This window comes from Flavobacterium suzhouense, from assembly GCF_042684765.1.
GTDB lineage: Bacteria > Bacteroidota > Bacteroidia > Flavobacteriales > Flavobacteriaceae > Flavobacterium > Flavobacterium suzhouense.
The window spans coordinates 150,135-174,593 of the sequence record NZ_JBHUMD010000005.1 but is presented as its reverse complement, the minus strand read 5'-3'; the positions used below and the strand labels follow the sequence as shown (position 1 = coordinate 174,593).

The following is a 24,459-nucleotide window of genomic DNA, read 5'->3' as shown; positions in this document are numbered from 1 at the left end:
AATGCAGCAGATTTCAGATATTTTTTCGCAATTTTCAGGCGAAGACATAGTAAAATTGTTTGCCTATGACGCGAAATCGCCTTTGCTATTCAATACCTGGAGGTTTCTGGGATTGTTTCTGCTGTTTTATCTTTTTTATATACTGCTAAGGAATACATTTAGGGCAAGGCTTGTATATACCATATTTTTCTCGCTTTATTTTTATTTTAATTCAAGCGGTATGCTTTTCGTATTGCTGCTGTTTTCTTCAGTTGTTGATTATACGCTTGGTTATTTTCTTTACAGGGAAGAGCGTACCACATACCGAAAGATCTACTTGTGGTTTAGTGTAATTGCTAACCTTACGTTTTTAGGGTATTTTAAGTATACAAACTTTATTATAGGAACGTATAATGACCTTTTTGGAGCTCATTTCGAATTTTACAAAGTAATACTTCCGGTGGGTATTTCATTCTATACCTTCCAGTCGATAAGTTACATTATAGAGATCTACAGAAAAGAAATAGTACCTACTAAAACCTATGTTGATTATCTTTTCTTCGTATCGTTCTTTCCACAGCTTGTGGCGGGTCCTATTGTGAGAGCTAAGGATTTCATTCCGCAAATTTATGCTAAGCTTGAACTTACGAGGGAAGATGTAAACAGGGCGTTGTTCCTTATTATTGGCGGACTTATCAAAAAAACGGTAATATCCGATTATATCTCCATCAACTTTGTTGACAGGGTATTCGACCTGCCTAATGCTTATACACCATTTGAGAACCTTATGGCTGCTTACGGCTACACCATCCAGATTTACTGTGATTTCTCAGGCTACAGTGACATGGCGATAGGTATAGCGCTGCTTTTAGGATTTAAGCTGCCTACTAACTTCCGTACACCATATAACTCGTCTTCTATCACCGAATTTTGGAGAAGGTGGCATATATCACTTTCTACATGGTTAAAGGATTTTCTTTATATATCAGTAGGTGGTAACCGAAATGGCTCTTTTGCGGGTTTCTTTTTCCCGGTTGTGTTTTTCCTTTCATTAATAGTGTGGGGTGCAACTTATGGGCCCGAGAGTAACCTGCCGCTTATACTTGGTATTGGTTCTTTACTGGTGTTTACACTTACTTTTGCGCTTTCAAGAGACAAAGACAGAACCATGTTTACCAATGTGAACCTGATGACAACCATGTTGCTGGGCGGACTTTGGCATGGTGCGAGCCTACGTTTCATTATTTGGGGTGCGCTGCATGGTATGGCTTTGGCAGTACATAAATTATTTGCAGAATATTTCCCTGAGCGAAAAGGGGCACCTAAAACAGGAGCTAAACGTGTATGGAACTTCTTTTCAATAATCCTGACTTTCCATTTTGTCGCATTTTGCTGGTTGTTTTTCCGTGCTAAAGATTTTACTACAGCACTGGAGGTTATTAACAACATAAGCCTGGTGAAGTTTGCCCCTGAACAATGGCAAACTATCATTATGGGGTATAAAAATGTATTCCTTCTTATGCTTATAGGTTATGTATGGCATTTCCTTCCGGAAAGTTTTTCCTCTACACTGAGAAACACCTTTGATAAAACCCCTCTTGTTGTTAAGGGGATTGTTTTAGGATTGGTGTACTGGCTGGTTTATGCTGCAGCTTCTGCAGGACCACAACCATTTATTTATTTCCAGTTTTAGGGTTATATGTAGGAATATTTCGTTTTTAGCTGAAAATCAGTATTTTTGAAAGCTAAATGTGTGTTTTAGGTTAATTTTTTGTGTACTTTTCGCCCCTAAATTAACTTATTACTATGAAGAAAACTTTACTATTACTCTCGTTACTTGCAGGTTTTGCAGTTCCGTTCAAAACTATGGCACAGGAGGCATATACGCTTACGCCGTTTGATGGTGCTATTTTTTATGGAATGTATGGTGAAACTGTAAGCGAACCTGTTCCTGAAGGACTTATTCGTAACTCTAACTCTTCTTATGGAAGAATGCTTACGCAGGAGGAACTTGATGCATTCGGTAATACACTTACCATGACAGTTACACTTAGCCCGCTTTGTGATAACTATGACAGGATTGGTAACGTAAACCTTGCCTTTGTACCTAAAGGACAAACAACTTATGATTATAACGAGGTTAAAAGAATTGAGATTGGCCGTTTTATTACTCCTTTCATGAGACTGACTAATACTACAGTAACGGAGGTACCTTATGTATATGATCTTAATCATTTAACGAACCTTTTCCACGATGAGGCATTAACAGCGGTTTATGATCTTTGGATAGAACTTGAGGTTTATGGTTATCAGGGTGGCCCTGGCCAGGGAGGTGCGGCTGTTGAAATTCCAATTTGTGCTAACAGAAAAGATGTTTATATGGGCTCTTTAACTTTCGAGTCTACTACTGATGAAAATATTGCAACACCAGCTTCTTCATTTGTTACACCATTGTCTTTTAAGTATGAGCTAAAAAACTATACCCTTGATGGTACAGATGTATTAGATCAAACGGTAAGATCATTGTATGTAACTCTTGATGCTCCGGTTCAAAACGCACAGCTTCATATTATTACTTCTAACCACGGATCAAATAGTCAAGGTGAAGAGTATGTTAGAAGAAACCACTTTATCTATTTTGATGATGAATTAAAACTACAATATAAACCGGGAGGTGTATCATGTATACCTTACCTTCAATACAACACTCAGGTAAACTGTATTTATTACCAGTGTAACGGAACAAGCAATCCTCCTGTTATGCCTGATGATGATGCTTATTGGTACTGGAATAACTGGTGTCCGGGAGATAAAATTCCTAACCGCGTTGTTGAGTTAGGAGATCTTGCGGCAGGTCTGCACACATATAGAATTGAAGTTCCGGATGCAGTATTTGCAGGAGATCAGGGATATTTTCCAATGTCTGTTTATTTAACAGGAGAAGGCATTGATGGTTTAGTATTGGACAAACAAACTTTCCTTAAAGAAGCGGTAAGTGTTTACCCTAACCCAACAAATGATTTTGTTACAATAAATACAGGCGGTCTTGCTATTAAATCAGTAAATGTGGTTAATACTTTAGGTCAGAATGTTTACACAGGTTCTTCTGATAAAATTGATATGACTCAATTCCAGTCAGGAATTTACATGGTAAAAATTGCATTTGACAATAACCAATCGGTGATTAAGAAGATCATTAAAGAATAATGATTTCTATTATAATTTAAAAAGCGCCTTTAAGGCGCTTTTTTTATGTCTAAAATGTAAATTTTATAAGTGCGTTGGGGGTGCGCTCAAGCGCATAGGTATTTACAACTTCGATACCGTTGTTGTCACTGTTAATACGGTAATATCTGTTTATGATATTTTTGCGGTTGAAAATATTTTGTACTGAAAGGCCTAACTGTAATTGCGATTTTTCAGTGGCTTTTATAACATAAGAAGCAGAGAAGTTTACCTGGAAAAAGTTCTGGATGTTTGCCGAGTTGGGTGCTGCATACTGAACAACAGGACTGGAAGGTGTAACAAATTCCGGTGCGTTGCTAATCGCAGGCGTAAAAGGTTTGCCGGTAAACCATCTGGAACCTAATGCGATTTTTACTTTTTTCCACTCATAAATTGCAGCGGTATTTATAGTATGTTCGATCTCAAAACTGCTCGGAAATTTGTTCGGAATAAAGTTGTCAAACTTATAATTGTTGTCGTTTAACGTATAGCTCATCCAGGTATAGAAGTTTTTGAATTGTTTCTGAACAAGGAATTCACTTCCCCATACAGAATATTGTCCTGTGTCATGCAAGAGTTCCAGCTGATCCTGGAAGCCCTGTCCGCCTGAGGTAATACCTTTTACCCTTTTATAATAATTTTCTAAAGATATAAGCCAGCCATTGCGTTTATAGGTTGCTCCTATAGATAATTGCCTGCTTTTTTGAACGGGTACATCCTTATCGTTAGATAACACCCATCTTCTTTTCTCTATGCCCAGAAAGTCACCCTGAAGTTCAACAATCTGTGAAGTGCTCTGACTTTTCATTTCGGCAAGGCCTTCAAGCTGCCAGTCGGGAGTCAGAGTATAATTTACCTGTAAACGTGGTTCAGGGTAGACCATGCCAAATTTGGTAATGTAATTTAAACGCACTCCGGCTCTTGAATGTAGTTTTTTATTTTCGGTATCATATTCAACTTCGCCAATAAGAGCGTGGGTTCTTAAAACCTCTTTAATATTCCTGCTGTAAGATGGCTCGTTAACCCGATCTGAATTTTCGATACCTATCTCGTTATATTGATACCCGGTGTGCAACTGGTAACGGTCGGTTAGCTTTTGATGGTCAGCGATCTTTAGTCCCATGTCAAGGATAGTATTGCCTTGCTGCATTACCTGTCCAGACTGTATTGATGAGTTGTTTCCGTCAACATTATAATAAGAAGTATAAAAACTGGCTTCGCTGCTGTGGTTTTTATTCCATTGCGTATTCCAGCCTGCCGAACCGCCAAGTGTTAGCTGCTGAAGATTACTGCGTTCTGTAATAACAACACTCCCTTGAGTAAAGTCAAGATTGTTTCTAATTCCAATGAAGTCTACAAACAGGTTGTGCTTAGTTCCTATTTTCTGATGATATTGTCCTGTAAAATCATAGAAGTAAAATTCTTTGTCGCTTTGGTAGTTTATTTTGGTGCTCTGATCCAGGTCGGTAACTATAGTGTTCTGAAATATCCTTTTAGAGTACTTGCTATAGGTAGGGAATTCTATGGCATCAGTAAATGAGCGTCGGGCTGAAATTTCGAAATTTGCATTTTCACTGGCTTTTATCCTGGTGTAAAAGTCAACATTGATCATGTTGCTTCCAAAGGTAAAATTACCATTTCCTATATCTTTAGTATGAGACGATATATCAACGGCGCTCGATACGCTCTCTCCATAAAATGCAGAGGTTCCGTTCTTAAAGATTTTTACCTCATTACCCAGGTTAGGGTTAATTGCCGAAATTAATCCAAAGAAGTGACCGGTTTGATAAAGGCGTATGCCATTCCATAAAAACAGGTTTTGGTCGTGCGTACCACCCCTAACATTAATGTTAGATACGGTTTCATCGATGCTGCTTATGCCCGGAAGCTGCTGCATGGTAAGCAACACGTCGGGTTCTATTAGTCCGGGTAGGATGCCAAACTTTTTAGGTTTGAGCGTAAAGCTTCCATCTTTTTTTTTGGAGATACCCGTGGCAATATAACGCTCGGTAATCAGTTCCTGAAGTTCGAGTACTTCGAGTTTTAAAACAATGGCTTTACAGTCATCCTTAAACTCTTTTACGTTTATGCTTATGGGTTCGTAGTTAAGGTGGTCGATAAAGATACTTCCGGTAAGAGAAGCGGGCAGTTCAAAATAACCATCCTGTCGGGTAACAATTTTGCTGTTGTCGGGAAGTTGTATGACAGCCCTGTCTACGGGATCGCCAACTTCATCGATTATGTAAGCACAACGTTTCTTAGCTATTGATGGGGCAGAATATATTACGATATATCCACCAACTTCTTTGTAGCTTAAATGGGTACGATTTTCTATGTATACCAGTTTGGCTTTTAACGGAAGGAATATTTCAGGCGGAGAAATAAGTTTGCCTTCGATGTCTTTATCGGCATAGTTGAACTTTACATTATGGTAAAGCGCCATGTCTTCAAGCAGTTTTTTGAGCTCAATACTTTTATTTTCGTTCTGCCCAAAAATATTGGGGACGATAAATAAAAGCGGTAAGAACATCAAAAGATGCCTGATTTTTAGCATTATTCAACAGAGAGTATGATTTTATTGCCTGCTTTATGTGATTTTAAATGGTGAGCAGTTTCAATAATCTCAAGGGCATCCCCAATGTTGTTCATTGGTATTTTACCGGAATGCTTTATAGTACTGATTTGTTTATCCGAAAGTTCGATATCTACACGGTACTGACGTTTCATTTCTTCAATGATTCGGCCCAGTTCTTCATGCTGATAGTTTACCTCATAAGTAAGCCATCCCGGTTGAGTATCTTCCTCTGAAGGCATATCTAACTGTTTGCCATTATCAAAAGCTACACTCATTCCCGGTGTAAGCAGGATGGTGTTTCCATTGCTGCTTACTCTGACCTTACCTTCAAAACAGGTTACATCAAAACGGTTGTCCCTTGCTTTTACATTAAACTGCGTACCTACTACGGTAACTTTTCCCATAGTCGTAATCACATCAAATGTCTGACCTTTGGCTACTTTAAAGTAAGCCTCGCCATCAAGATGCAATTTACGATTATTTTTCCAATTCCAGGCTTTATAATCGGCTTCAGATCCCGAGTTTAATGTCACTGAGGAGTTATCCGGTAGTTGGAATTCTGTACGCTGTCCGTTTTCAGCAAAGGCTGTTGTGGTTTTATTAGTATATACAAAGTAAGTTACACCTAATGTAAGGATTAGCATTGCTGCAATTCTAGATATCCATGGGCTCATGGTTCTTACTTTTGCCGGTCTGTTTTTGTTTGCCTCAATTCGGGAATACAAAGCATCCATGTCAGCTTCAGGAACGGTAAGCTGCGCAGAATATTCTTTTATCTTATTGTAAGTAGCATACTCAGGCGTGGCCATGAAGGCTTTTAGTTCCTTCTCGTCCAGCTCATTATTGAGCCATTTTGCTAACATATTCTCGTTGTTCATTTTTATTCCTTTTTTACTATAACAGCTTTCTTTTAAATTACCCTACCTAAGGTTGTCAATTTCTTTTCGTAGTTCTGTTAGTGCTCCGTGAAGCCTCTTTTCTACAGCCTTTACACTTATACCGAGAATTTCGGATATCTCATGATATTTCTTTCCATCGATACGATGTAAAAGAAATGCCGTACGCTGGGCTTCGGTAAGTTTAGCAATGGCATTTTGCAGTTTAGTCTTAAACTGGTCTTCTTCAAGTAAAAATTCCGGACTCTGGTTGTCGGTATTTTTTGGAGCACTTTTTTTAGAATACTCCAAAACAACTTTTTGATGCGCAATCTGATTCAGCGTCGTATTGTTGGCAACGGTGTATAAAAAAGACTTGGCTTTGTCTAAAGGTACATTAGCGCAGTTTTCCCATAGCTTTATAAATGCTTCCTGGGTAACATCTTCTGCCTGCTCTTCGTTTCCGTATTTGTAGTACAGGTAATTGCGTAATGATTTTGCATGGTTTTTAAAAAAATTAGCAAAAATAATATCCTCGCAAATGCCCTTTAGTGAATTGTCTTTCATTTTGGCTTGTAAAAGTGGGCGTAAATTATAAAAAAAATAGAAGTTGCATACAAAGCGTTGTAAAAAATTAAAAATGTGCTTTTTGGACAAATACTAAATCAACTTTTGCAAATTCTAAACCAGTTTGGGCAGCTTCTAATTTACGATTTCAAATCGTGTAGAATTTTACTTTATTTGTATCAGCATTAATGAGTGAAACTTTAAAAAAATTATAAAATTTTGCTCTATATGTTCATCATTACTAATTTTACATTAATATTTTAATACTAAACCAATGAAAAAAATCAATCTATTTGTTGCTTGTCTTGCTTTTATGGGACTGACTGCCTGTTCAGATGATGACGGGAAGTATAATGTAAACGGCAATGCAAATGCAGTAGCAAACAACCTGAAGTCAGGAACCTGGAGAATTACTCTTTTTCAGGAAGACGGTAATGACGAGACAGGGAATTTTGAAGGGTATAATTTTACCTTTGGTGAAAATGGAGTGCTTACAGCTACAAACGGGACCAATACTTATACAGGTGCATGGTCGGTTTATGATGACGATAACAGCGATGATGATAGTACTGATGACAGCTTTGACAGCGATATTGATATTGATATAACTTTCACTGAGCCTCTTGAATTTGTTGATTTGACCGATGATTGGGATATTGCTACCAGAACAGGGACAGAGATTAAACTTGTTGATGTGAGCGGAGGCGATGGAGGAGTTGATTATCTTACTTTTCAAAAGAACTAAATTAATTTAAGTAGTATAGTCTTTTTTGGAGGTTTTATTACCGGATAGAAGATATTTTGATCCAGAAGATAAGCTTCTGGAGAGTAACATACATGAAAAAGAACCCTGATTTTATAAGGCCAGTCGCTTAGGTGATTGGCTTTTATTTTTAAAAAAAGTAAAAAGCAGGTAGGGTTTTTTTAAATTTGACTGTTTAAGATTATATCACATAGAATGATAAAAAGATTTTTTGCTGTTTTGATATGCGTATTTGCGGCAGTTTCCTGCCAAAATGAATCGGTAAGTGAAAATACCGAAGCATTAACACGTAGCTCCAATTTGACGGATGTGTTGAAGTCAATTTCGGCTAATGATACAGCAGAGGATAATGTGATTGACAGTACCAGTTGCTATAAGATAAAGCTTCCGGTGCAAATTATGGTTAACGGACAGCAAATAAGAATTGTTTCACCGTCTCAATATGAGGCTGTAGCGGCAATCTTAAATGAAAGCGAAGAAGATGATGATCGCGTTACTTTGTTTTTTCCGATAACAATTACAGATCAGGATTATAATGAGGTAACTGTTGAAAATCAGGAATTGTTTGATGCGATTCGCGAAACCTGTACTGACCCGGTTCCGGCAATAGGAGATGATTGTGTTTCATTAGTGTTTCCTCTGAATTTTTACCGTTATAACAGTGGTTTTCAGATTCAGAACACTTATGTACTTAACAGCAATAAAGATCTTCATGTTATGCTGATGACTTTGGGACCTAACGAGTATTACTCGATAGGATATCCAATTTCGTTAAATGTAAAAGATGGCGCAGGAATAACTGTGTTTTCAAATGAAGAGTTACTGAGTGCTATAAATTTTGCGCTTCAGGGCTGTGAGCAGGGCGGATGCACTAATCCGGGTGTACTCGTAGAGGATTTATCGCTTTACATTACGTTCTCAAACGGAGTTGTAAAAGACCTGAAAGGTAGCGAAGTTACTGTGCCGCAGGATATAGTTTTTACAGCAGACAGACAGGGGAATCAAAAATGTGCGGTAGCTTTTAATGGTTCGCAGTTTTTACAGGTAACAAAAAGCGCTGATAATGCCATTGTACAAGGTCAGCCATATAGTATAAGCCTTTGGTTCAGGATGCAGAATACCAACGGTGGCGACGTTGAAAAGCTTTTCTCAAAAGGAAATGCAACAGGAGAAGGCTTTCAGTTAGTAGTTAAACAGCTTAATGCTCCTTTGTTTGCTGCAGGAAATGTTGAAATTGCAGATACTGACTGGAAAACGGATGCAGCCCTTCCGGTAGATACAAGTAACTGGCATCATTGGGTAGTAACAGTAGATGAGGCTAATAATATAAAACTATACCGTGATGGTGAGTTAAGAAATAGTCAGGATGCTTCTGAAGCCAATATTGGAAATGTAGCAATGGATTATTTTATAGGAAGCGGTTTTACAGGTTTCCTTGACGACCTGAGAGTCTACAAAAAAGTGCTTTCGTTTACTGAAGTTCAGGTTTTATATGAGCTTGAAGGCGATTGCAATACATGTTTAGAATAGTTGTGTTTTTTTAAATATTCAAGTTTTTTTCCGAAGAAAACCGGCCCCTTCCCAGGCCGGTTTTCTATTTTTTACAGTTTGGTATGCCAAACCTTTATTATAATCGTCTCAAAGCATACCTTTTTATTTGTGTAAACACTGCATCTTAAAAATCAAATTCTTAAATTTGCACCTCTATAAAAAGAAACCCTGATTTATGTTTGATAATTTAAGTGAAAAATTAGACAAAGCCTTACATATACTTAAAGGTCACGGAAAGATAACCGAGGTAAACGTTGCCGATACTCTTAAAGAGGTTAGGAGAGCATTACTGGATGCCGACGTTAATTTTAAGATCGCTAAAGATTTTACTACTAAAGTAAAAGAAAAAGCGATTGGCGAAAATGTACTTACTACATTACAGCCGGGCCAGCTTATGGTTAAGCTCGTTAAAGACGAACTTACCGAACTTATGGGAGGAGATGTTTCAGGTATTAACCTATCGGGAAATCCTACGATAATATTGATGTCGGGTCTTCAGGGTTCTGGTAAAACTACCTTTTCAGGTAAACTTGCCAATTACCTTAAAACTAAAAAGAACAAGAAACCATTATTGGTTGCCTGTGATATTTACCGTCCTGCGGCTATCAACCAGCTACACGTTGTAGGGGAACAGATAGGTGTAGAGGTATACTCTGAAGAGGGTAACAAAAATGCTGTTGAGATTGCTCAAAATGCCATCAAACATGCTAAAGCAAACGGATTTAATGTAGTTATCGTCGATACTGCCGGTCGTCTTGCGATAGATGAAGAGATGATGAACGAAATTGCTAACGTTCATAAAGCGATAGAGCCAAACGAAACCCTGTTCGTAGTAGATTCAATGACAGGTCAGGATGCTGTTAATACTGCAAAAGCATTTAACGACAGACTGGATTTTGATGGTGTTATCCTTACCAAACTTGATGGTGATACACGAGGTGGTGCCGCTATCTCTATTAAATCAGTAGTTAACAAGCCAATTAAATTCATTGGTACGGGTGAGAAGATGGAAGCAATTGATGTTTTCTATCCAAGCCGTATGGCCGACCGTATCCTTGGTATGGGTGACGTTGTTTCCCTTGTTGAGAGAGCACAGGAGCAATATGATGAAGAAGAGGCAAGAAAACTACAAAAGAAAATCGCTAAAAACGAATTTGGTTTTGACGATTTCCTTGCACAGATTCAACAGGTTAAGAAAATGGGTAACATGAAAGACCTTGTTGGGATGATACCCGGTGCAGGAAAAGCACTAAAAGATGTTGAGATTGAAGACGACGCCTTTAAACATATAGAAGCTATCATTTATTCAATGACGCCAGGTGAGCGTAGCAAACCTGCAACCATTGATGTAAAAAGAAAGAACAGGATTGCAAAAGGATCGGGTACCTCTATACAGCAGGTAAATCAACTGCTGAAACAGTTTGAGCAAATGAGCAAAATGATGAAGATGATGCAGGGTGGTGCCGGCAAGAACCTGATGCGAATGATGGGCGGAATGAAAGGAATGAGGCCTTAAAATACAGAGACGCGGTTAAACGCGTCTTTTTTTATTATATTTAACTGTCACGGCAGTATTCAATTGAACATCTATTTTCAAAAATAAAACACGAACAATGCAATTACTCGACGGAAAAAAAGTTTCGGAAGATATCAAGAATGAGATTGCCGAAGTTGTAGCAAAAATGAAGAAGAACGGCGAAAAGGTACCGCACCTTGCAGCTGTAATCGTTGGTAACGACGGAGCGAGCCTTACTTATGTAGGGAGCAAAGTAAAAGCCTGCGAGCGTGTAGGATTTGAATCTACACTTGTAAAAATGCCAAGCACTATTTCTGAGCTTGAGCTTTTGAAAAAAATTGAGGAGCTTAACCAGGATGATAACATCGATGGTTTTATAGTACAGCTTCCGCTTCCAAAACAAATCGACGACCAGAAAGTACTCATGGCGATAGACCCAAGCAAGGATGTTGACGGTTTCCACCCTGAGAACTTTGGTAAAATGGCACTGGATATGACTACTTTTATTCCTGCAACGCCATTTGGTATCCTTGAGCTTTTAGAGCGTTATAATGTAGAGACAGCAGGTAAGCATACAGTAGTTATTGGTCGTAGCCACATTGTAGGCCGCCCAATGAGTATCCTTATGGGGCGTAAAGGTTTCCCTGGTAACTCAACCGTTACGCTAACGCATAGCCACACTAAAAACATCGCACAGATAACAACTCAGGCTGATATCATTATCACTGCCCTTGGTGTGCCAAATTACCTTAAAGCAGAGATGGTTAAGGATGATGCAGTAATAGTAGACGTTGGAATTACACGCGTTGCTGATGATACAAACCCTAAAGGTTATGTTATTACCGGCGACGTTGATTTTGAGAACGTAAGCAAAAAAGCGTCTTTCATCACTCCGGTTCCGGGTGGAGTAGGGCCAATGACAATTGCTATGTTGCTTAAAAATACGCTTCTTGCAAGAGAGCTTAGAAGAGACAAAAAGTAATATTTTATGATAGAAAAGAGAGCCAATTGGCTCTCTTTTCGTTTTTAAAAATCTGTAGATGTAGTTGTGTCTTTCAGATTTTCAAATTCATTCATCTGGCTTTCAAACTTGGTGGTTGCCCTTCTGTAGGCATCACTTCCTAGTAATAGATGAAGAGGTGGATTTTGTTCAAAAGCAGTCTGTATCATAATGGCAACGCCTTTTTCAGGGTCACCGGCTTGTTTACCGTCAAGCCCCTGATATCTGATAAGCATTTCATTTATGTTATCATAAGCACCATCAATATTTTTCGGAACGGCTAATGACTCTTTAGACAGGAAACTTGTTCTGAAACCACCCGGTGCCACAGCTGTAACGGTAATGCCGAAGGGTTGTACGTCCTGTGCCAGTGCTTCAGATAAACCAATTACTGCCGACTTGGCTGCTGAATAGGCTGCCCATCCCGAACCCGGTGCAACACCTGCTATGGATGCTATATTTATTATATGTCCTGATTGCTGTTTACGCATGATAGGCAACGTATGACGTATAGTATTAAACACAGCGAATACATTAATGTCAAAAGCAGCACGAACATCACGATCTTCTACTTCTTCAAGGCTTCCGCCAATACCATACCCGGCATTGTTGACAAGTACATCAAGCCCGCCAAATTTAGCTTCCGTTTTTGTTATCGCTGCTGCAACCGAACTATCGCTTGCAAGGTCTACTTCCAAAGGCAGAAAGTTTTCTGAATCGCCAATAGCTTTAATGAGTTCAGCAGTTGTGCGCGATGTGGCGGCTACTTTTTGTCCCGTGGCTAAAAGCTGTTTCACGAATAATAATCCGAAACCTTTTGATGCTCCGGTTACAAACCATATTTTTTGTTTATCTGTTTTCATTGTTATTAATTTAATGGTAGTACAAATTTCGGAAAACTTTGTGTCTAAACGTTTATGGCTTTCAAACGGTTAGTTGTATTAATCAAACAGGAAGGGCTGCCTCATTGAGGCAGCCCTTTTTTTCATAGCTTTTTTAAGACTATCTTTTCAGATAGTCCCTATTTATCACCGTAACCTAAATTTATTCTTTGATGATTTTGATTCGTTTTGATCCGTTTTCACCAATTACATTTACAAGGTATGCTCCTGTAGAAAGCTGTTGAAGATTTACAACTGCATTCTGTGTGTTTACATTTTGAGAATATACCAGTTGTCCGGTAATGCTGTATACTTCTACTTTTTCAATTGTAGACTGCGCATTAAGGTTAAGTACATCTTTTACAGGGTTTGGGTAAGCTGTAATGTTTTTTAGGGTATTGTCACCAAGACCGGCAACTTCTTCAGTTGTGAAAGGAATAGTTATCCATCCACTGTTTGAAGGTCCGCACTGAACCCTGACGAATGCATAATACTGTGTGCCCGGTTCAAGTCCTTCATAGGTTTTAGAAGTACCGGATTCATTTTCCCATCCTTCTGTAGGTAATGTATCGGTAGTGCCATATGTTATATGGTAAACGTTTGGAGTAGCATTTCCTGATGTTGCTGCTTCCCATGTTATTGTAGCAGTGGTTGTAGTAACCGTTGCTGAGCCATTTGTTGGTTCGCCGCAATCAATAACTTCAATTTTAAAATCATCTACATAGATAGCACCCTGGCCCGCCTCGCTGTAAGCATTGAAACCAAAATAGTAAACACCTGTAGGCATGTTAAAGTACTCAATGAAATATTCTTCCTGCGTTCCACCTGTTATGCCTTCGTGCGTTCCAAAGTTATTGCCAATCTGGTAGTTTGGATTAGGATTGCTGTTAAGTGTTACTTTCAGGTTTTCGGTAGAAGTACCGTTATTACCATATTTATAAGATACTTTGTAAAGTGTACCTTCTGTAAGCTGAATTCCCTGAGTAAAGAACCATGAGTTGGCAGCATCGTTAGTAGCTGTATATACAAGAGTATTACTTGTAAATCCGCTACCAGGGTTGTTTGCGGTTACCCAGTCATTTCCTGATATCGCTTCCTGAGCAATAGTGCATTCAGGTGTTGCCGGAACTGTTGCTGATTCGAAATCAAGTATATAAGGAACAGTTGTAGGTTCACAAGCCGGTGTTGTAAAGCTGATGCTCTCTGACCAGTCACCCATTAGTGGACCACACTGGCTTCTTACAAAAATATAATACGTAGTGCCGGGAGTCAGGTCAGTAAATTCTTTTGTTAATGCCTGTACATACTCACCGCTTTCAGGAGCAGTATTTGTTGTAGGGTGTGCAACCAAGTAACCAAAACTTGTGTTTTCTTCAGGAGTTCCCCATGAAATTGTTGCCGATGTTGGCGTGATGTCTGTTGCTGTAATGTTTTGAGGAACACCACAATCCCAGTCTTTTACTTCAATATTGTCTACATACAGGTTACCCGCATTAGCTTCGCTGTGAGCATTAAATCCAAAGTAATATACGCCGCTCGTAGGAACAGTTACAATTCCTGAAGTATGTACGGTAGGAGTATTGCCTGTTATGTTTGTTAAATCATTTACTGTACCAATTACCGATGCAGCGTTAGGGCTTGTCGCTATTACTGTAGCAAGGCTTTCAGTTGTTTCACTACTGTTATTGCCGTAAGTATATCTTAGTTTGTAGAAACTTCCTGCATTAAGTTGGATACCCTGAGTAAAGAACCATGCATTTGCCGTTTCTGTTCCTGCAGTATATTGTAATGCGTTGCTTTCAAATCCACTGCCCGGATTAGCTGCTGTTACCCATTGATCACCTGATGTACATGAAGGCAGGGATGGTGTTGTTGCTGTTTCAAAATCTTCTGTGTAGGGAACAGTTGTAGCTGCACAGGTAGGAGTTGTAAATATTACCGGCTCACTCCATCCACCCACTACCGGCTGGCATTGTGTACGTACAAAAAGATAGTAAGTAGTACCCGGCTGAAGATCAGTTACTGTATTTGTAGTTACATTGTTATAATGTATAAGTGATTGATCTGTAGGAGGAGTATTTGTTGTAACATAGGCATAATGATACACAGTAAACATATCTGTATTGTTATTCGCCGTGTCATTCCATGTAAATGTTGCTCCTGTTGTAGTAAGGTTTGTAACCGTAACATTTTCCGGACTGTTGCAGGTAACAGGCTCAACTATTATGTCATCAACATAAAGATTACCCTGATTAGCTGCACTCGTTGCATGAAAGCCAAGATAGTAAGTAGCCGTACTTTGTGCAGGGAATGTTGTTAAAAGGAATGTAGTTGCAGTACCTCCCGTAATACCTGCGTGAGTTTGGAAAGCCGGATCTGCACTTGTTCCGGTTGTGCCCAGTGTGACTACAAGATCCTCTGTTGAAGCTCCGTTGTTACCATAACGATACGAAATCTTGTACCACACACCCTGTGTCATGGCAATTCCTTTTGAAAAGAACCAGGCATTTGCTGCCTGTGTGTTACCGGTATACTTAAGGGTATTGTTATCAAACCCGTTTCCTGGGTTGTTTGCAGTTGTCCAGGTATTGGAGCCTGAAGCTGTTGTACATGAGGGTAATGAGGGTGCGGTTGCCGACTCAAAATTCTCTGTGTAATAGGATAGTGGAGTACAATCCTGAGCCCATGTTTGCGAAGCAAAAAACAGGCCTAATAGCAAGATAATTTTTTTCATAAGTAGTTTAGTTAATTTTTGAACTTTGCTAATTTAAAAACTTAACTAAATGATTATCAGTGAAATGAAATTATAACAAAATTTATTTTATTGTTATTTTTTTGTAGGAAATTCGTTTTAGTATGTAAGAAAATAACATAAAATAACGCTTTAATAAGTTTTTGTTATAATTATGGAAATATAAAGTAAATATTACTTATGGTTTTTGTGACTATAAGTAAATGAAAAAACCTTACAAATACATTGTAAGGTTGTAAAACTGTTATAATATTGTTATAAATTCGGTTAATTGCGAATACGTTTTCTTAAAGTATGTTAAAATGTGAAAATAAGTGAATTTTTATCACTCATTATATTAATCTTTTTTACGTGGATTGTTCCTTCTATTGGTATTAAAAGGCTTGCCGTTATTACCGTTTCTGTTGTTTTGCGGCCTGTTTGGGTTTAAAGGTCTACGCGCTTCTGAAATTCTTCTTGTTGGTTCTTCTTTTGGAAGACTTGCTTCTTCTGTTTTGCTTGAGGGCTCAATAAGAGTGTTAAGTTCTTTAATTTCTGCCGAAGTAAGGTCTCTGTATCTTCCTAAAGGCACATCAAGCGATATATTTATGATACGGATACGTTTAAGGGCTGTAACATCATAACCAAGGTATTCGCACATGCGGCGGATCTGACGATTGAGTCCCTGGGTAAGTACTATCCTGAAAATGTATTTGCTTATTTGTTCTACTTTACATTTTCGGGTAACAGTATCGAGGATAGGAATCCCGCTACCCATGCGTTGTATAAACCTGTCGGTAATAGGTTTATTAACGGTAACAATGTATTCTTTCTCGTGATTATTGCGTGCGCGTAATATCTTATTTACGATATCACCGTCGTCAGTCATAAATATAAGTCCTTCACTGGCTTTGTCAAGACGGCCAATGGGGAATATTCGCTTTGGATAATTGATATAGTCTACAATATTATCTTTTACATCAGTATTAGTAGTGCATTCGATGCCTATCGGTTTGTTGAATGCGAGATAAATGTGTTTTGAAGTTTTCTCTTTTATAAGTTTGCCGTCTATACGCACTTCGTCTTCAGGAGAAACTTTAGTTCCCATTTCCGGTACTATACCATTTATGGTAACCCGGCCTTCTTCTATAAGTTTGTCGGCTTCCCTGCGTGAACAATAACCGGTTTCCGATATAAATTTATTCAGACGTTTCAATTCTTCTTCCATACTGCAAAAATACTACAATTTGGCACGTAAACCATATAGAATTGTTGATAAGCTTTTGGCTAAAACGTTGTAAATGTTAAAATTATTAACAAATCAAATTGTGTTAAAACTCTTTTTATACATTTGGAACAATCAGTTGTAAATCGCTGTTTACTAATCAACTAAATTATCCATGAAAAGAAAATTACTCATTATCTCATTTTTGTTCCTTTTTTCAGGGGCTGTAGAAGCCCAAAACCGAAAAGGAACGCTTAAGCTCCGAAAGGGCACGGACGCTCACAAATTATACGTTTCTTTTAATAATGGTGTAAATCTTGGCAATAGTCAGGATTATATAAAAGATCTGTCTGCTTATATTCCTGAATTTAAAGAGCTTTCGGAAGAGTATAATATTACCATTCGTAAAACTATCGCTATCAATCCTTCAAAACTTGCAGAACTGGAAGCACTTGCAGTGAAAAATACAGGTAGTGGTGCATCAGTAAGAAAACTGTCTAATATAGTTGAACTTAAGATTGAAAATCCTACTAATGAGCGACTAATGGCTTTGGGACAAACACTTGAAAAGTTTAGCGGTGTGGAATATTGCAGTCTTATGTCGGCTAAGCCTATTCCTTTCCCTCATGATATTGAGCCTGCAACACCTTCTCTTTTAGAATATCAGAATTATATCACTGATTATGGTGTTGATATGGTTTATGCCTGGGATTTGGGATTAACAGGGCAGGGGATTAATATCCGTGATCTTGAAGGGAGTATGAATCCACTGCATGAAGAGCTGAACGACCGTAATGTATCCTTTGCTGATAACATAACTATTCATCCTGATATTATTGATGATGAGACCCATGGAACAGGTGTTTTCGGGATATTATATGCTGATCCCGGAAATTATGGAATTACAGGGCTGGCTCATGGGGCTAATGAACTTGTAATGTATTCAGTAATTACGGTAGAGGCTGAATATGATGTGCCTTTCTCAATATCAAAATGTTTTGAGCAATCAACAGAGGGCGACTTTGTTATTTATGAATTGCAGACTGACGGGTATGGCGAACTTGAAGATTACGGCCCATCAGAATATGATCTTCCTGTTTGGGATCTGACTAAGGCAGCTACTGATGCAGGTATCATCGTTGTGGCTGCTGCCGGAAATGGGAATCAGGATTTAGACAGTCCCATATTTGACGAATACAATAGCCGTGGCGACAGCGGAGCTATTATAGTTGGTGCCGGGAGCCCTGATGAAGCTCACGATCGCTTGTGGTATAGTACCTATGGTGAAAGAGTTGATCTTCAGGGTTGGGGGCTGAATGTGCTTACTGCCGGAACGGGTCAGGCATATATCGTTAACGACGATAACAACCAGACTTATACCTGGTTTAGCGGAACGAGTTCAGCGACGCCTATAGTGGCTTCATGCGCCATAGTTTTGCAATCGTATTATCATGCTAATACCGGCGAATACCTGAGTGGGGTAGAGCTTAAAGAAATTTTAAAGCAAACAGGAAAACCACAAGGGCTGGCTTTAGAAGGTAATATTGGTCCGCTGCCTAATATGCCTCAGGCTATAGAGGCGATGGATGTTTTACTCGGAATAAACAGTATTGAAAAAAATACATTTATAGCTTATCCTAATCCTGTTGCCGAAAGACTAACCATTACCGGTAATTTTAGCGAGAGTGTTTCTGCAGAGGTCTATAATGCTTTAGGACAGCTGATGTATGAAACGAAAGGAATTGAAAATGGTATTGACTTCAGTAGTTTTTCAAAAGGGGTTTACATTGTAAAAGTTAAAGACAACGGAAAGACCCAATCAAGAAAAGTGATTAAGAACTAAAGGTGCAATAAAGCAAAAGCGGAATAGTAATTCCGCTTTTTTTATTTTTCAAAAAGGAATTCGTAAACAGACTTGTAAAGGGCATCGCCATGCATACTGTGTCCGAGTCCTTTGGTGGTTACAAATTGTGCATCGGGCCAGGCTCTGGCTATTTTCTCCGCTTCTTTAAATGATACAACCGTATCATGAACATCATGTGCAATAAGCCCTTCAATCTTTATTTTAGACGCAAATACACTACCTGAAAATTCATGGGTTTTGATTTTGTAATGCTCAAAGAAATGTTTTTCAAGCAATTGAAATACATTGCTGTTAAGACTCAGGATACCGGCGTAATTTTTTAATAAGGTATTAAGGTCGCAGGGCGCACCAAGCGTAACCAGTTTTTTTATGTAATCATTTTGGTAATGCGATTGGAAATAAAGAGCAGTTGCACCACCAAGGGAATGGCCAACAAGATAATCAGGTTTGAATTTCTGTACTGCAACATTTACAAATTCGGCATAACGGGGCATACTGAATTCTGATCCCGATGAAAGTCCGTGCGCCGGAGCATCAATCGCTATTATGGTAGTGCCGGATTTTTTTAGGTGACCTATCAGAAGCTCCCAGCGCGAAGCATTGCTTTCCCATCCATGCATCAATAAAACCTTGGTGTCATTACCTTTCCATGTATATATCTGGAAAAGAAAATCGTTGTGGGTTATCATTTCAGCATCTGCTTCTTTGAGTACATCCGGAAGCGATTCTTTGATAAGTCTGCCGTCCCGGGGATGACTAAAGAATTTATAAGCAAGCCAGCTGGCTTTTTTGGGGTATATGTAACTCAGGATGTTAATGTACAGCCCAAGTGTTTTTGAAATAAGGAATGTAAGTAACTTTTGCATTAAAGCTAAGCTAAAAAAAAATCCCCGACCAGACGGGGATTTTAAAATTATATTTTAGAGAACAATTGTTCCATTTTTTCTCTTTCTTCTTCAGCAAGAACGCTGTCTACAAGAATTCTTCCGCTGTGCTCGTCAGTAATGATTTTTTTACGTGCGGCAATCTCCATCTGTGTTTGAGGAGGGATAGTGAAGAATGAACCGGCAGATGCACCTCTTTCGATAGATACTACCGCAAGGCCATTTCTAACGCTTGTTCTGATTCTTGTGTAAGCAGCAAGAAGTCTGTCTTCAATCATGCCCTGGTATTCCACAGATTTTTCTGAAAGGAAACTTTCTTCTTTCTGAGTTTCAGCCATGATAGCATCAAGTTCTGATTTTTTGTGGTTCAGGTGAGATGATTTAGCATCAAGACGTTCTGAAGACTGTGCGATAGTCTCCTTTTTGTGCTCAATAGAAGCTTTCATTTCTTTAATGTGCTTCTCAGCAAGTTGTATTTCAAGTTCCTGAAACTCTACCTCTTTAGTAAGAGAGTTGAATTCGCGATTATTGCGAACATTCTTTTGCTGTTCAGTATATTTTTTGATGGCAGCTTTATGGTCTTCAATTGCAGATTTCTTTTCTTTAATCTGCTCTTCGATAGACTCAAGGTCAGTTTTAAGCTTTTCAAGTCTTGTGCTTAATCCGGCAACTTCGTCTTCAAGATCTTCCACTTCTAACGGAAGTTCTCCTCTTACGTTCCTGATTTCATCAATTCTTGAATCAATTAACTGTAAATCATAAAGTGCTCTTAATTTGTCTTCAACACTTAGTTCCTTGATATTCGCCATATTTATAAGTACTTAACTGGATTTGTATTTTCTTCCGATAAAATGAATGCAAAATTAGGGATTTTTTTCGTAAGATAATCAACTATATAATTTTTTGTGTAACGTTCGCTCTCAAAATGTCCTATATCGGCTAAAAGGAGTTTGCCCTCTGCTTCATAAAACTGGTGATATTTAAGGTCTGCGGTAAGAAAAGCATCAGCCTCCGATGCTATCGCATTTTTAATGGCAAAACTTCCTGAACCGCCTAATACAGCTACTTTTTTTATCGGTTTGCCTGTGTAAGCGCTGTGTCTGATGCCTCCAGCCTGCATTTTATCTTTTACAAAATTCAGGAAGGCTTTTTCTTCCATAGGTTCGGTAAATTCACCCGTCATGCCTAAACCAATATTCTGGTGCGAATTGTTCAGGCTGTAAATTTCGTAGGCTACCTCTTCATAAACGTGATTGCTGAATAATGCTTTCAGAATTTTTGATTCCAGGTGCTTTTCAAAAGTAACCTCGATCTTTATTTCGGTGTTTTCCATAAATTCACCTCTGTTGCCTACCTCGGGATTACTGTTTTCATTACCCTGATAGGTTCCCAGTCCCTGCGAATTAAAACTGCAGTTTTCGTAGTTGCCAATATTTCCGGCACCGGCGTCGAAAAGTGCGTTGCGTAGCTTGGTGTGATTTTCAGGAATGGTGTAAGTAACCAGTTTACGGATATAGTTCTCTTTTGGGATAAGCACCTTAGTATTGGTAAGGCCTAAAGCATCACAAAAAATTTTGTTTACACCATATTGGTGGTTGTCTAAAGCGGTATGTACTGCATATATGGCAATGTCATTTTTTATGGCTTTTATAATAGCCCGTTCCACATAATTTTTGCCGGTGATTTTTTTTAAGCCCGAAAATAATATTGGATGAAAGCAAACGACAAGATTGCAATTCTTGTTGATAGCTTCATCAATAACACTCTCCAGTGCGTCATGACATACTAATACGCCTGTTGCTGTAGTATCAGGGCTGCCTGTTAATAGCCCTACGTTGTCAAAGTCTTCGGCGTAAGCAAGAGGAGCCATTTGTTCTAGAACGGAAAGTATGTCTTTTATTAGCATGATTTGAGTGTTACTGATAAACAAAAATAGTGTTTTATTATTTGAAAGGCTTTTCTGGGTAGGATTATATAATGTATACAAAAAAAACCGCCCAATGGGCGGTTTTAAATTTTAGAAACAGAAATTAGTTACAATCTGTCATCATTTCCATAGCCTCTACAGCTGAAGTGTATGACATTCCTGTGTCCTGATTGTTGATAAATGCATTTCCGTTTTCGCCTTTACAGATTGTCTGCTCAGGTGCAGTTACACCCTGAATAGTGTATGCATCACAAGTTACACAGTTGCTGTTGCTTTTTTTGTCTCCGTCGTCATCTGAACATGCAACAAACGTCATTCCGGCTAAAAGAGCCATTGAAAGGATAAGTTTTTTCATAATTGGTTTTTGGTTAAATTTGTTATAAGTTTTGTTGGTTCAAAAAAATAGAAAATTTCTTAATAAAACAAATTTTTTTAAGTTAATTTTGTGATGATATTTCTTGTTATTAGTAAAAAAAATATAAATACCTGTGTTTGTTGAGGTTTGGGTTAAGCTTATGTTTATAATGAAGATTCATAGTGTAAAAAAATTACCTTTGTTGTACTAAATCTAAATAGTCCTCATGAAGATATTGCGTAAGCTTTTATTTCCCTTTTCGTTACTTTATCTTTTCGTAACAGCAGTACGTAATTTTTTATTTGATAAGGGTGTTTTTAAATCCTATACTTTTCCTGTTCCGGTAATTGCGGTAGGCAATCTGAGTACCGGCGGAACCGGTAAGAGCCCCCAAACCGAATATCTTATAAGGCTGCTTAGCGAGCAGTATAGAGTAGCTACATTGAGCAGGGGGTATAAGAGAAAATCTAAAGGTTTTATATTGGCTGATCAAAACAGTAATGCTGGTATATTAGGAGATGAGCCGTATCAGTTCTACAGTAAGTTTCCATCAATACAGGTGGCTGTTGATGCTGACAGGAAAAATGGAATTGAACAGCTATTATCTTTAAATCAAAAACCTGAAGTCATATTGCTTGACGATGCCTATCAGCATCGCAGGGTAAAAGCTGGATTTTATATTTTGCTTACTTCCTATGGGGATCTATATGCTGAGGACTACTTATTGCCTGCGGGTAATTTACGTGAGAACAGAAGAGGTGCCGATAGAGCAAATTACATTGTGGTAACAAAATGCCCTTCTGATTTAAGTAAGGCTGAGATGGAAACGATAAAAAAGAAGCTCAAGCCAAAAAAATCACAAAAGGTTTTCTTTACTAGTATAGAATATGATGAATATGTATATTCGAAAGAGGTTTCGATAAATATTGATGATTTATCCGAACAGCCAAAAGTTTTGGTTGCAGGCATTGCTAAGCCTAAGCCTTTTTTTAATTATTTGATGGAAGATTATGATGAGGTTATGGCTTTTCCGGATCATCATAATTTTACCGAAAACGAAATTACTGTTTTAAATAAAAAGGCAGAGGATAGACGAATCGTTACAACTGAAAAAGATTATGTGAGACTGGTAGATAAGTTGCCTGCTGACAGATTGTTCTATCTTCCTATAAAAAGCAGGCTGTTAAACGATAAAAGTGATTTTGATAATACAATTTTAGATTATGTGGGAAAAAGTACAGCAAACCGCTAAGTATATTTCTGACAAAACCGGGTTTACTCCGCGTTATGGTGTTATTCTGGGATCAGGTCTTGGGAGTTTCACAGATGAAATTGAAATAGAGCATACACTTAATTATGATGAGATTCCTAATTTTCCGGTTTCAACCGTTGAGGGGCATTCAGGTTGCCTTGTTTTTGGGAAAATAGGGCAAAATAATGTTGTGGCCATGAAAGGCCGATTTCATTATTATGAAGGTTATGGAATGGATGAGGTTACCTTTCCTGTGCGGGTGATGAAAGCCCTGGGTGTTGAAAAATTAATTGTTTCTAACGCTTCAGGGGGTGTTAATCCTTTTTATAAAGTAGGTGATATCGTTTTGATTTATGACCATATTAATTTCTTTCCGGAACATCCTTTACGGGGTAAGAATGACGAACGTTTTGGACCTCGTTTTGTGAATATGCATGAGGCATACAGTCGTAAAATGATTGCTAAAGCTAAAGAAATTGCTATAGGGCAGCAAATAGATGTTAAGGATGGTATTTACCTTGGGCTACAGGGGCCAACCTATGAAACAATGTCTGAATACCGAATGGTTAAGATTCTTGGGGCTGATTGCGTAGGAATGTCAACTGTACCTGAAGTTATTGTGGCAAGACATATGAATATGGAAGTATTCGGTTTGTCTGTTATTACCGATATGGGTAATGAGGAAGGTATTGAAACATTAAGTCATGATGAAGTGCTGCAGGCGGCTAAGATGGCGGAGCCAAAAGTGAAAGCACTTATAAAAGAACTGATTATTAAGTATTAGTTTATTTTGTATTTTTGATAAAATTACTATTATGCTTACCAAAGAAAAAATTATAGAAGCCATAAAAGATATGCCTAATAAATTTTCAGTTGATGATTTATTAGACAGGATTATGCTTCTGCAAAAAATTGAAATTGGACTTGAGCAATCAGAGTCAGGAAATGTAGTGTCAACTGATGAAGCTAAACAACGACTTCAGAAATGGCTGAAGTAAGATGGACTGATCAGGCTTTGTATGATATTGAGAATATCGCTGAATTTATAGCAAAAGACTCAGAAACATATGCGAAAATTCAGGTTGAGCGATTTTTTGAAGAAACTGAAATATTAGAATCATTTCCTTTGTCGGGTAGAATTGTGCCGGAATTAAAAGATAAAACTATAAGGGAAATTATATTTGGCAACTACAGGATAATTTATAGAATATTTTCAAAGGAATATGTAGATATTCTAACTATTCATCATAGTAGTAGATTAATAAAGAACAATAGACTTTTTAAATAGA

21 protein-coding genes are annotated in these 24,459 nt (G+C 38.2%); 11 read left to right on the top strand and 10 right to left on the bottom strand.

Features of this window, described 5'->3' with window-relative positions:
• The first annotated feature begins 1 nt into the window (after window position 1).
• Window positions 2-1,672, top strand: a complete 1,671-nt coding sequence (locus tag ACFSR3_RS03675) for an MBOAT family O-acyltransferase (protein ID WP_379819772.1) — start codon at window positions 2-4, stop codon at window positions 1,670-1,672.
• A 113-nt stretch (window positions 1,673-1,785) separates the two neighbouring features.
• Window positions 1,786-3,186, top strand: a complete 1,401-nt coding sequence (locus ACFSR3_RS03670) for a peptide-N-glycosidase F-related protein (RefSeq protein ID WP_379819771.1) — start codon at window positions 1,786-1,788, stop codon at window positions 3,184-3,186.
• A gap of 49 nt (window positions 3,187-3,235) precedes the next feature.
• On the opposite strand, the gene ACFSR3_RS03665 is transcribed toward ACFSR3_RS03670, so the two are convergent.
• Genes ACFSR3_RS03665 through ACFSR3_RS03655 form a run of 3 tightly spaced genes read right to left on the bottom strand, consistent with a single transcriptional unit; the run spans window position 3,236 to window position 7,221 of the window.
• Window positions 3,236-5,734, bottom strand: a complete 2,499-nt coding sequence (locus ACFSR3_RS03665; protein WP_379819770.1) for a TonB-dependent receptor plug domain-containing protein — start codon at window positions 5,732-5,734, stop codon at window positions 3,236-3,238.
• Between the two features lie 23 nt (window positions 5,735-5,757).
• Entirely contained in the window at window positions 5,758-6,657 is a 900-nt protein-coding gene (locus ACFSR3_RS03660; protein WP_379819769.1) for a FecR family protein, read from the bottom strand.
• Between the two features lie 42 nt (window positions 6,658-6,699).
• On the bottom strand, window positions 6,700-7,221 hold the full coding sequence (locus ACFSR3_RS03655; protein WP_379819768.1) for an RNA polymerase sigma factor: 522 nt from the start codon (window positions 7,219-7,221) through the stop codon (window positions 6,700-6,702).
• 274 nt (window positions 7,222-7,495) lie between these two features.
• On the opposite strand from ACFSR3_RS03655, the gene ACFSR3_RS03650 reads away from it, so the two are divergent.
• The 4 genes from ACFSR3_RS03650 (at window position 7,496) to ACFSR3_RS03635 (ending at window position 12,033) form a co-directional block, all read left to right on the top strand.
• Window positions 7,496-7,966: a hypothetical protein gene (locus tag ACFSR3_RS03650; RefSeq protein ID WP_379819767.1), complete on the top strand. Its 471-nt coding sequence runs from the start codon at window positions 7,496-7,498 to the stop codon at window positions 7,964-7,966.
• 213 nt (window positions 7,967-8,179) lie between these two features.
• Window positions 8,180-9,514 carry a LamG domain-containing protein gene (locus ACFSR3_RS03645; RefSeq protein WP_379819766.1) on the top strand — a complete coding sequence of 445 codons (1,335 nt, stop codon included), beginning with the start codon at window positions 8,180-8,182 and terminating at the stop codon, window positions 9,512-9,514.
• A gap of 196 nt (window positions 9,515-9,710) precedes the next feature.
• Window positions 9,711-11,051 carry a signal recognition particle protein gene (ffh, locus tag ACFSR3_RS03640; protein WP_379819765.1) on the top strand — a complete coding sequence of 447 codons (1,341 nt, stop codon included), beginning with the start codon at window positions 9,711-9,713 and terminating at the stop codon, window positions 11,049-11,051.
• Between the two features lie 97 nt (window positions 11,052-11,148).
• On the top strand, window positions 11,149-12,033 hold the full coding sequence (locus ACFSR3_RS03635; protein WP_114757337.1) for a bifunctional 5,10-methylenetetrahydrofolate dehydrogenase/5,10-methenyltetrahydrofolate cyclohydrolase: 885 nt from the start codon (window positions 11,149-11,151) through the stop codon (window positions 12,031-12,033).
• A 44-nt stretch (window positions 12,034-12,077) separates the two neighbouring features.
• Here the strand turns inward: ACFSR3_RS03635 and ACFSR3_RS03630 are convergent, their stop codons facing one another.
• The 3 genes from ACFSR3_RS03630 to rluF form a co-directional block, all read right to left on the bottom strand.
• On the bottom strand, window positions 12,078-12,914 hold the full coding sequence (locus ACFSR3_RS03630) for an SDR family NAD(P)-dependent oxidoreductase (RefSeq protein ID WP_379819764.1): 837 nt from the start codon (window positions 12,912-12,914) through the stop codon (window positions 12,078-12,080).
• Window positions 12,915-13,095: 181 nt separating this feature from the next.
• Window positions 13,096-15,666, bottom strand: coding sequence for a fibronectin type III domain-containing protein (locus ACFSR3_RS03625; protein ID WP_379819763.1), 2,571 nt, complete (start codon window positions 15,664-15,666; stop codon window positions 13,096-13,098).
• A 355-nt stretch (window positions 15,667-16,021) separates the two neighbouring features.
• On the bottom strand, window positions 16,022-16,891 hold the full coding sequence (gene rluF, locus ACFSR3_RS03620; RefSeq protein WP_379819761.1) for a 23S rRNA pseudouridine(2604) synthase RluF: 870 nt from the start codon (window positions 16,889-16,891) through the stop codon (window positions 16,022-16,024).
• A 172-nt stretch (window positions 16,892-17,063) separates the two neighbouring features.
• On the opposite strand from rluF, the gene ACFSR3_RS03615 reads away from it, so the two are divergent.
• Complete coding sequence (locus ACFSR3_RS03615) at window positions 17,064-18,731, top strand: S8 family peptidase (protein WP_379819760.1); 1,668 nt, start codon at window positions 17,064-17,066, stop codon at window positions 18,729-18,731.
• Window positions 18,732-18,772: 41 nt separating this feature from the next.
• On the opposite strand, the gene ACFSR3_RS03610 is transcribed toward ACFSR3_RS03615, so the two are convergent.
• From ACFSR3_RS03610 to ACFSR3_RS03595, 4 genes are all read right to left on the bottom strand, one after another.
• Window positions 18,773-19,618: an alpha/beta fold hydrolase gene (locus tag ACFSR3_RS03610; protein WP_379819759.1), complete on the bottom strand. Its 846-nt coding sequence runs from the start codon at window positions 19,616-19,618 to the stop codon at window positions 18,773-18,775.
• Between the two features lie 47 nt (window positions 19,619-19,665).
• A complete protein-coding gene (locus ACFSR3_RS03605) occupies window positions 19,666-20,445 on the bottom strand; it encodes a zinc ribbon domain-containing protein (protein ID WP_379819758.1) in 780 nt (259 codons plus the stop codon).
• 2 nt (window positions 20,446-20,447) lie between these two features.
• Window positions 20,448-21,542: a Nif3-like dinuclear metal center hexameric protein gene (locus tag ACFSR3_RS03600; protein WP_379819757.1), complete on the bottom strand. Its 1,095-nt coding sequence runs from the start codon at window positions 21,540-21,542 to the stop codon at window positions 20,448-20,450.
• Between the two features lie 124 nt (window positions 21,543-21,666).
• A complete protein-coding gene (locus ACFSR3_RS03595; RefSeq protein ID WP_379819756.1) occupies window positions 21,667-21,918 on the bottom strand; it encodes a hypothetical protein in 252 nt (83 codons plus the stop codon).
• Window positions 21,919-22,144: 226 nt separating this feature from the next.
• Here ACFSR3_RS03595 and lpxK point away from each other — a divergent pair, with 226 nt between their 5' ends.
• From lpxK to ACFSR3_RS03575, 4 genes are read left to right on the top strand one after another with little or no spacing between them, the layout of a single operon-like run.
• Window positions 22,145-23,170 carry a tetraacyldisaccharide 4'-kinase gene (lpxK, locus tag ACFSR3_RS03590; RefSeq protein WP_379819755.1) on the top strand — a complete coding sequence of 342 codons (1,026 nt, stop codon included), beginning with the start codon at window positions 22,145-22,147 and terminating at the stop codon, window positions 23,168-23,170.
• Window positions 23,142-23,954: a purine-nucleoside phosphorylase gene (locus tag ACFSR3_RS03585; protein WP_379819754.1), complete on the top strand. Its 813-nt coding sequence runs from the start codon at window positions 23,142-23,144 to the stop codon at window positions 23,952-23,954. Before lpxK ends, ACFSR3_RS03585 begins: the two co-directional genes overlap by 29 nt.
• Window positions 23,955-23,985: 31 nt before the next feature.
• On the top strand, window positions 23,986-24,168 hold the full coding sequence (locus ACFSR3_RS03580) for a hypothetical protein (RefSeq protein WP_379819753.1): 183 nt from the start codon (window positions 23,986-23,988) through the stop codon (window positions 24,166-24,168).
• The gene (locus ACFSR3_RS03575; protein ID WP_379819752.1) at window positions 24,156-24,458 is read left to right on the top strand and encodes a type II toxin-antitoxin system RelE/ParE family toxin; all 303 of its coding nucleotides are present in this window, start codon (window positions 24,156-24,158) and stop codon (window positions 24,456-24,458) included. The genes ACFSR3_RS03580 and ACFSR3_RS03575 overlap by 13 nt, the downstream gene beginning before the upstream one ends.
• Window position 24,459 lies beyond the last annotated feature (1 nt).

What these genes read in the sequence shown, in the direction of transcription:
- ACFSR3_RS03665 (WP_379819770.1), bottom strand. Translation starts at nt 5,734, where the DNA reads ATGTTCTTACCGCTTTTATTTATCGTCCCCAATATTTTTGGGCAGAAC.
- ACFSR3_RS03645 (WP_379819766.1), top strand. Translation starts at nt 8,180, where the DNA reads ATGATAAAAAGATTTTTTGCTGTTTTGATATGCGTATTTGCGGCAGTT.
- ACFSR3_RS03630 (WP_379819764.1), bottom strand. Translation starts at nt 12,914, where the DNA reads ATGAAAACAGATAAACAAAAAATATGGTTTGTAACCGGAGCATCAAAA.
- ACFSR3_RS03595 (WP_379819756.1), bottom strand. Translation starts at nt 21,918, where the DNA reads ATGAAAAAACTTATCCTTTCAATGGCTCTTTTAGCCGGAATGACGTTT.
- lpxK (WP_379819755.1), top strand. Translation starts at nt 22,145, where the DNA reads ATGAAGATATTGCGTAAGCTTTTATTTCCCTTTTCGTTACTTTATCTT.
- ACFSR3_RS03605 (WP_379819758.1), bottom strand. Translation starts at nt 20,445, where the DNA reads ATGGCGAATATCAAGGAACTAAGTGTTGAAGACAAATTAAGAGCACTT.
- ACFSR3_RS03670 (WP_379819771.1), top strand. Translation starts at nt 1,786, where the DNA reads ATGAAGAAAACTTTACTATTACTCTCGTTACTTGCAGGTTTTGCAGTT.
- ACFSR3_RS03635 (WP_114757337.1), top strand. Translation starts at nt 11,149, where the DNA reads ATGCAATTACTCGACGGAAAAAAAGTTTCGGAAGATATCAAGAATGAG.
- ACFSR3_RS03625 (WP_379819763.1), bottom strand. Translation starts at nt 15,666, where the DNA reads ATGAAAAAAATTATCTTGCTATTAGGCCTGTTTTTTGCTTCGCAAACA.
- ACFSR3_RS03575 (WP_379819752.1), top strand. Translation starts at nt 24,156, where the DNA reads ATGGCTGAAGTAAGATGGACTGATCAGGCTTTGTATGATATTGAGAAT.
- ACFSR3_RS03600 (WP_379819757.1), bottom strand. Translation starts at nt 21,542, where the DNA reads ATGCTAATAAAAGACATACTTTCCGTTCTAGAACAAATGGCTCCTCTT.
- ffh (WP_379819765.1), top strand. Translation starts at nt 9,711, where the DNA reads ATGTTTGATAATTTAAGTGAAAAATTAGACAAAGCCTTACATATACTT.
- ACFSR3_RS03580 (WP_379819753.1), top strand. Translation starts at nt 23,986, where the DNA reads ATGCTTACCAAAGAAAAAATTATAGAAGCCATAAAAGATATGCCTAAT.
- ACFSR3_RS03675 (WP_379819772.1), top strand. Translation starts at nt 2, where the DNA reads ATGCAGCAGATTTCAGATATTTTTTCGCAATTTTCAGGCGAAGACATA.
- ACFSR3_RS03650 (WP_379819767.1), top strand. Translation starts at nt 7,496, where the DNA reads ATGAAAAAAATCAATCTATTTGTTGCTTGTCTTGCTTTTATGGGACTG.
- ACFSR3_RS03615 (WP_379819760.1), top strand. Translation starts at nt 17,064, where the DNA reads ATGAAAAGAAAATTACTCATTATCTCATTTTTGTTCCTTTTTTCAGGG.
- ACFSR3_RS03585 (WP_379819754.1), top strand. Translation starts at nt 23,142, where the DNA reads ATGTGGGAAAAAGTACAGCAAACCGCTAAGTATATTTCTGACAAAACC.
- rluF (WP_379819761.1), bottom strand. Translation starts at nt 16,891, where the DNA reads ATGGAAGAAGAATTGAAACGTCTGAATAAATTTATATCGGAAACCGGT.
- ACFSR3_RS03660 (WP_379819769.1), bottom strand. Translation starts at nt 6,657, where the DNA reads ATGAACAACGAGAATATGTTAGCAAAATGGCTCAATAATGAGCTGGAC.
- ACFSR3_RS03610 (WP_379819759.1), bottom strand. Translation starts at nt 19,618, where the DNA reads ATGCAAAAGTTACTTACATTCCTTATTTCAAAAACACTTGGGCTGTAC.
- ACFSR3_RS03655 (WP_379819768.1), bottom strand. Translation starts at nt 7,221, where the DNA reads ATGAAAGACAATTCACTAAAGGGCATTTGCGAGGATATTATTTTTGCT.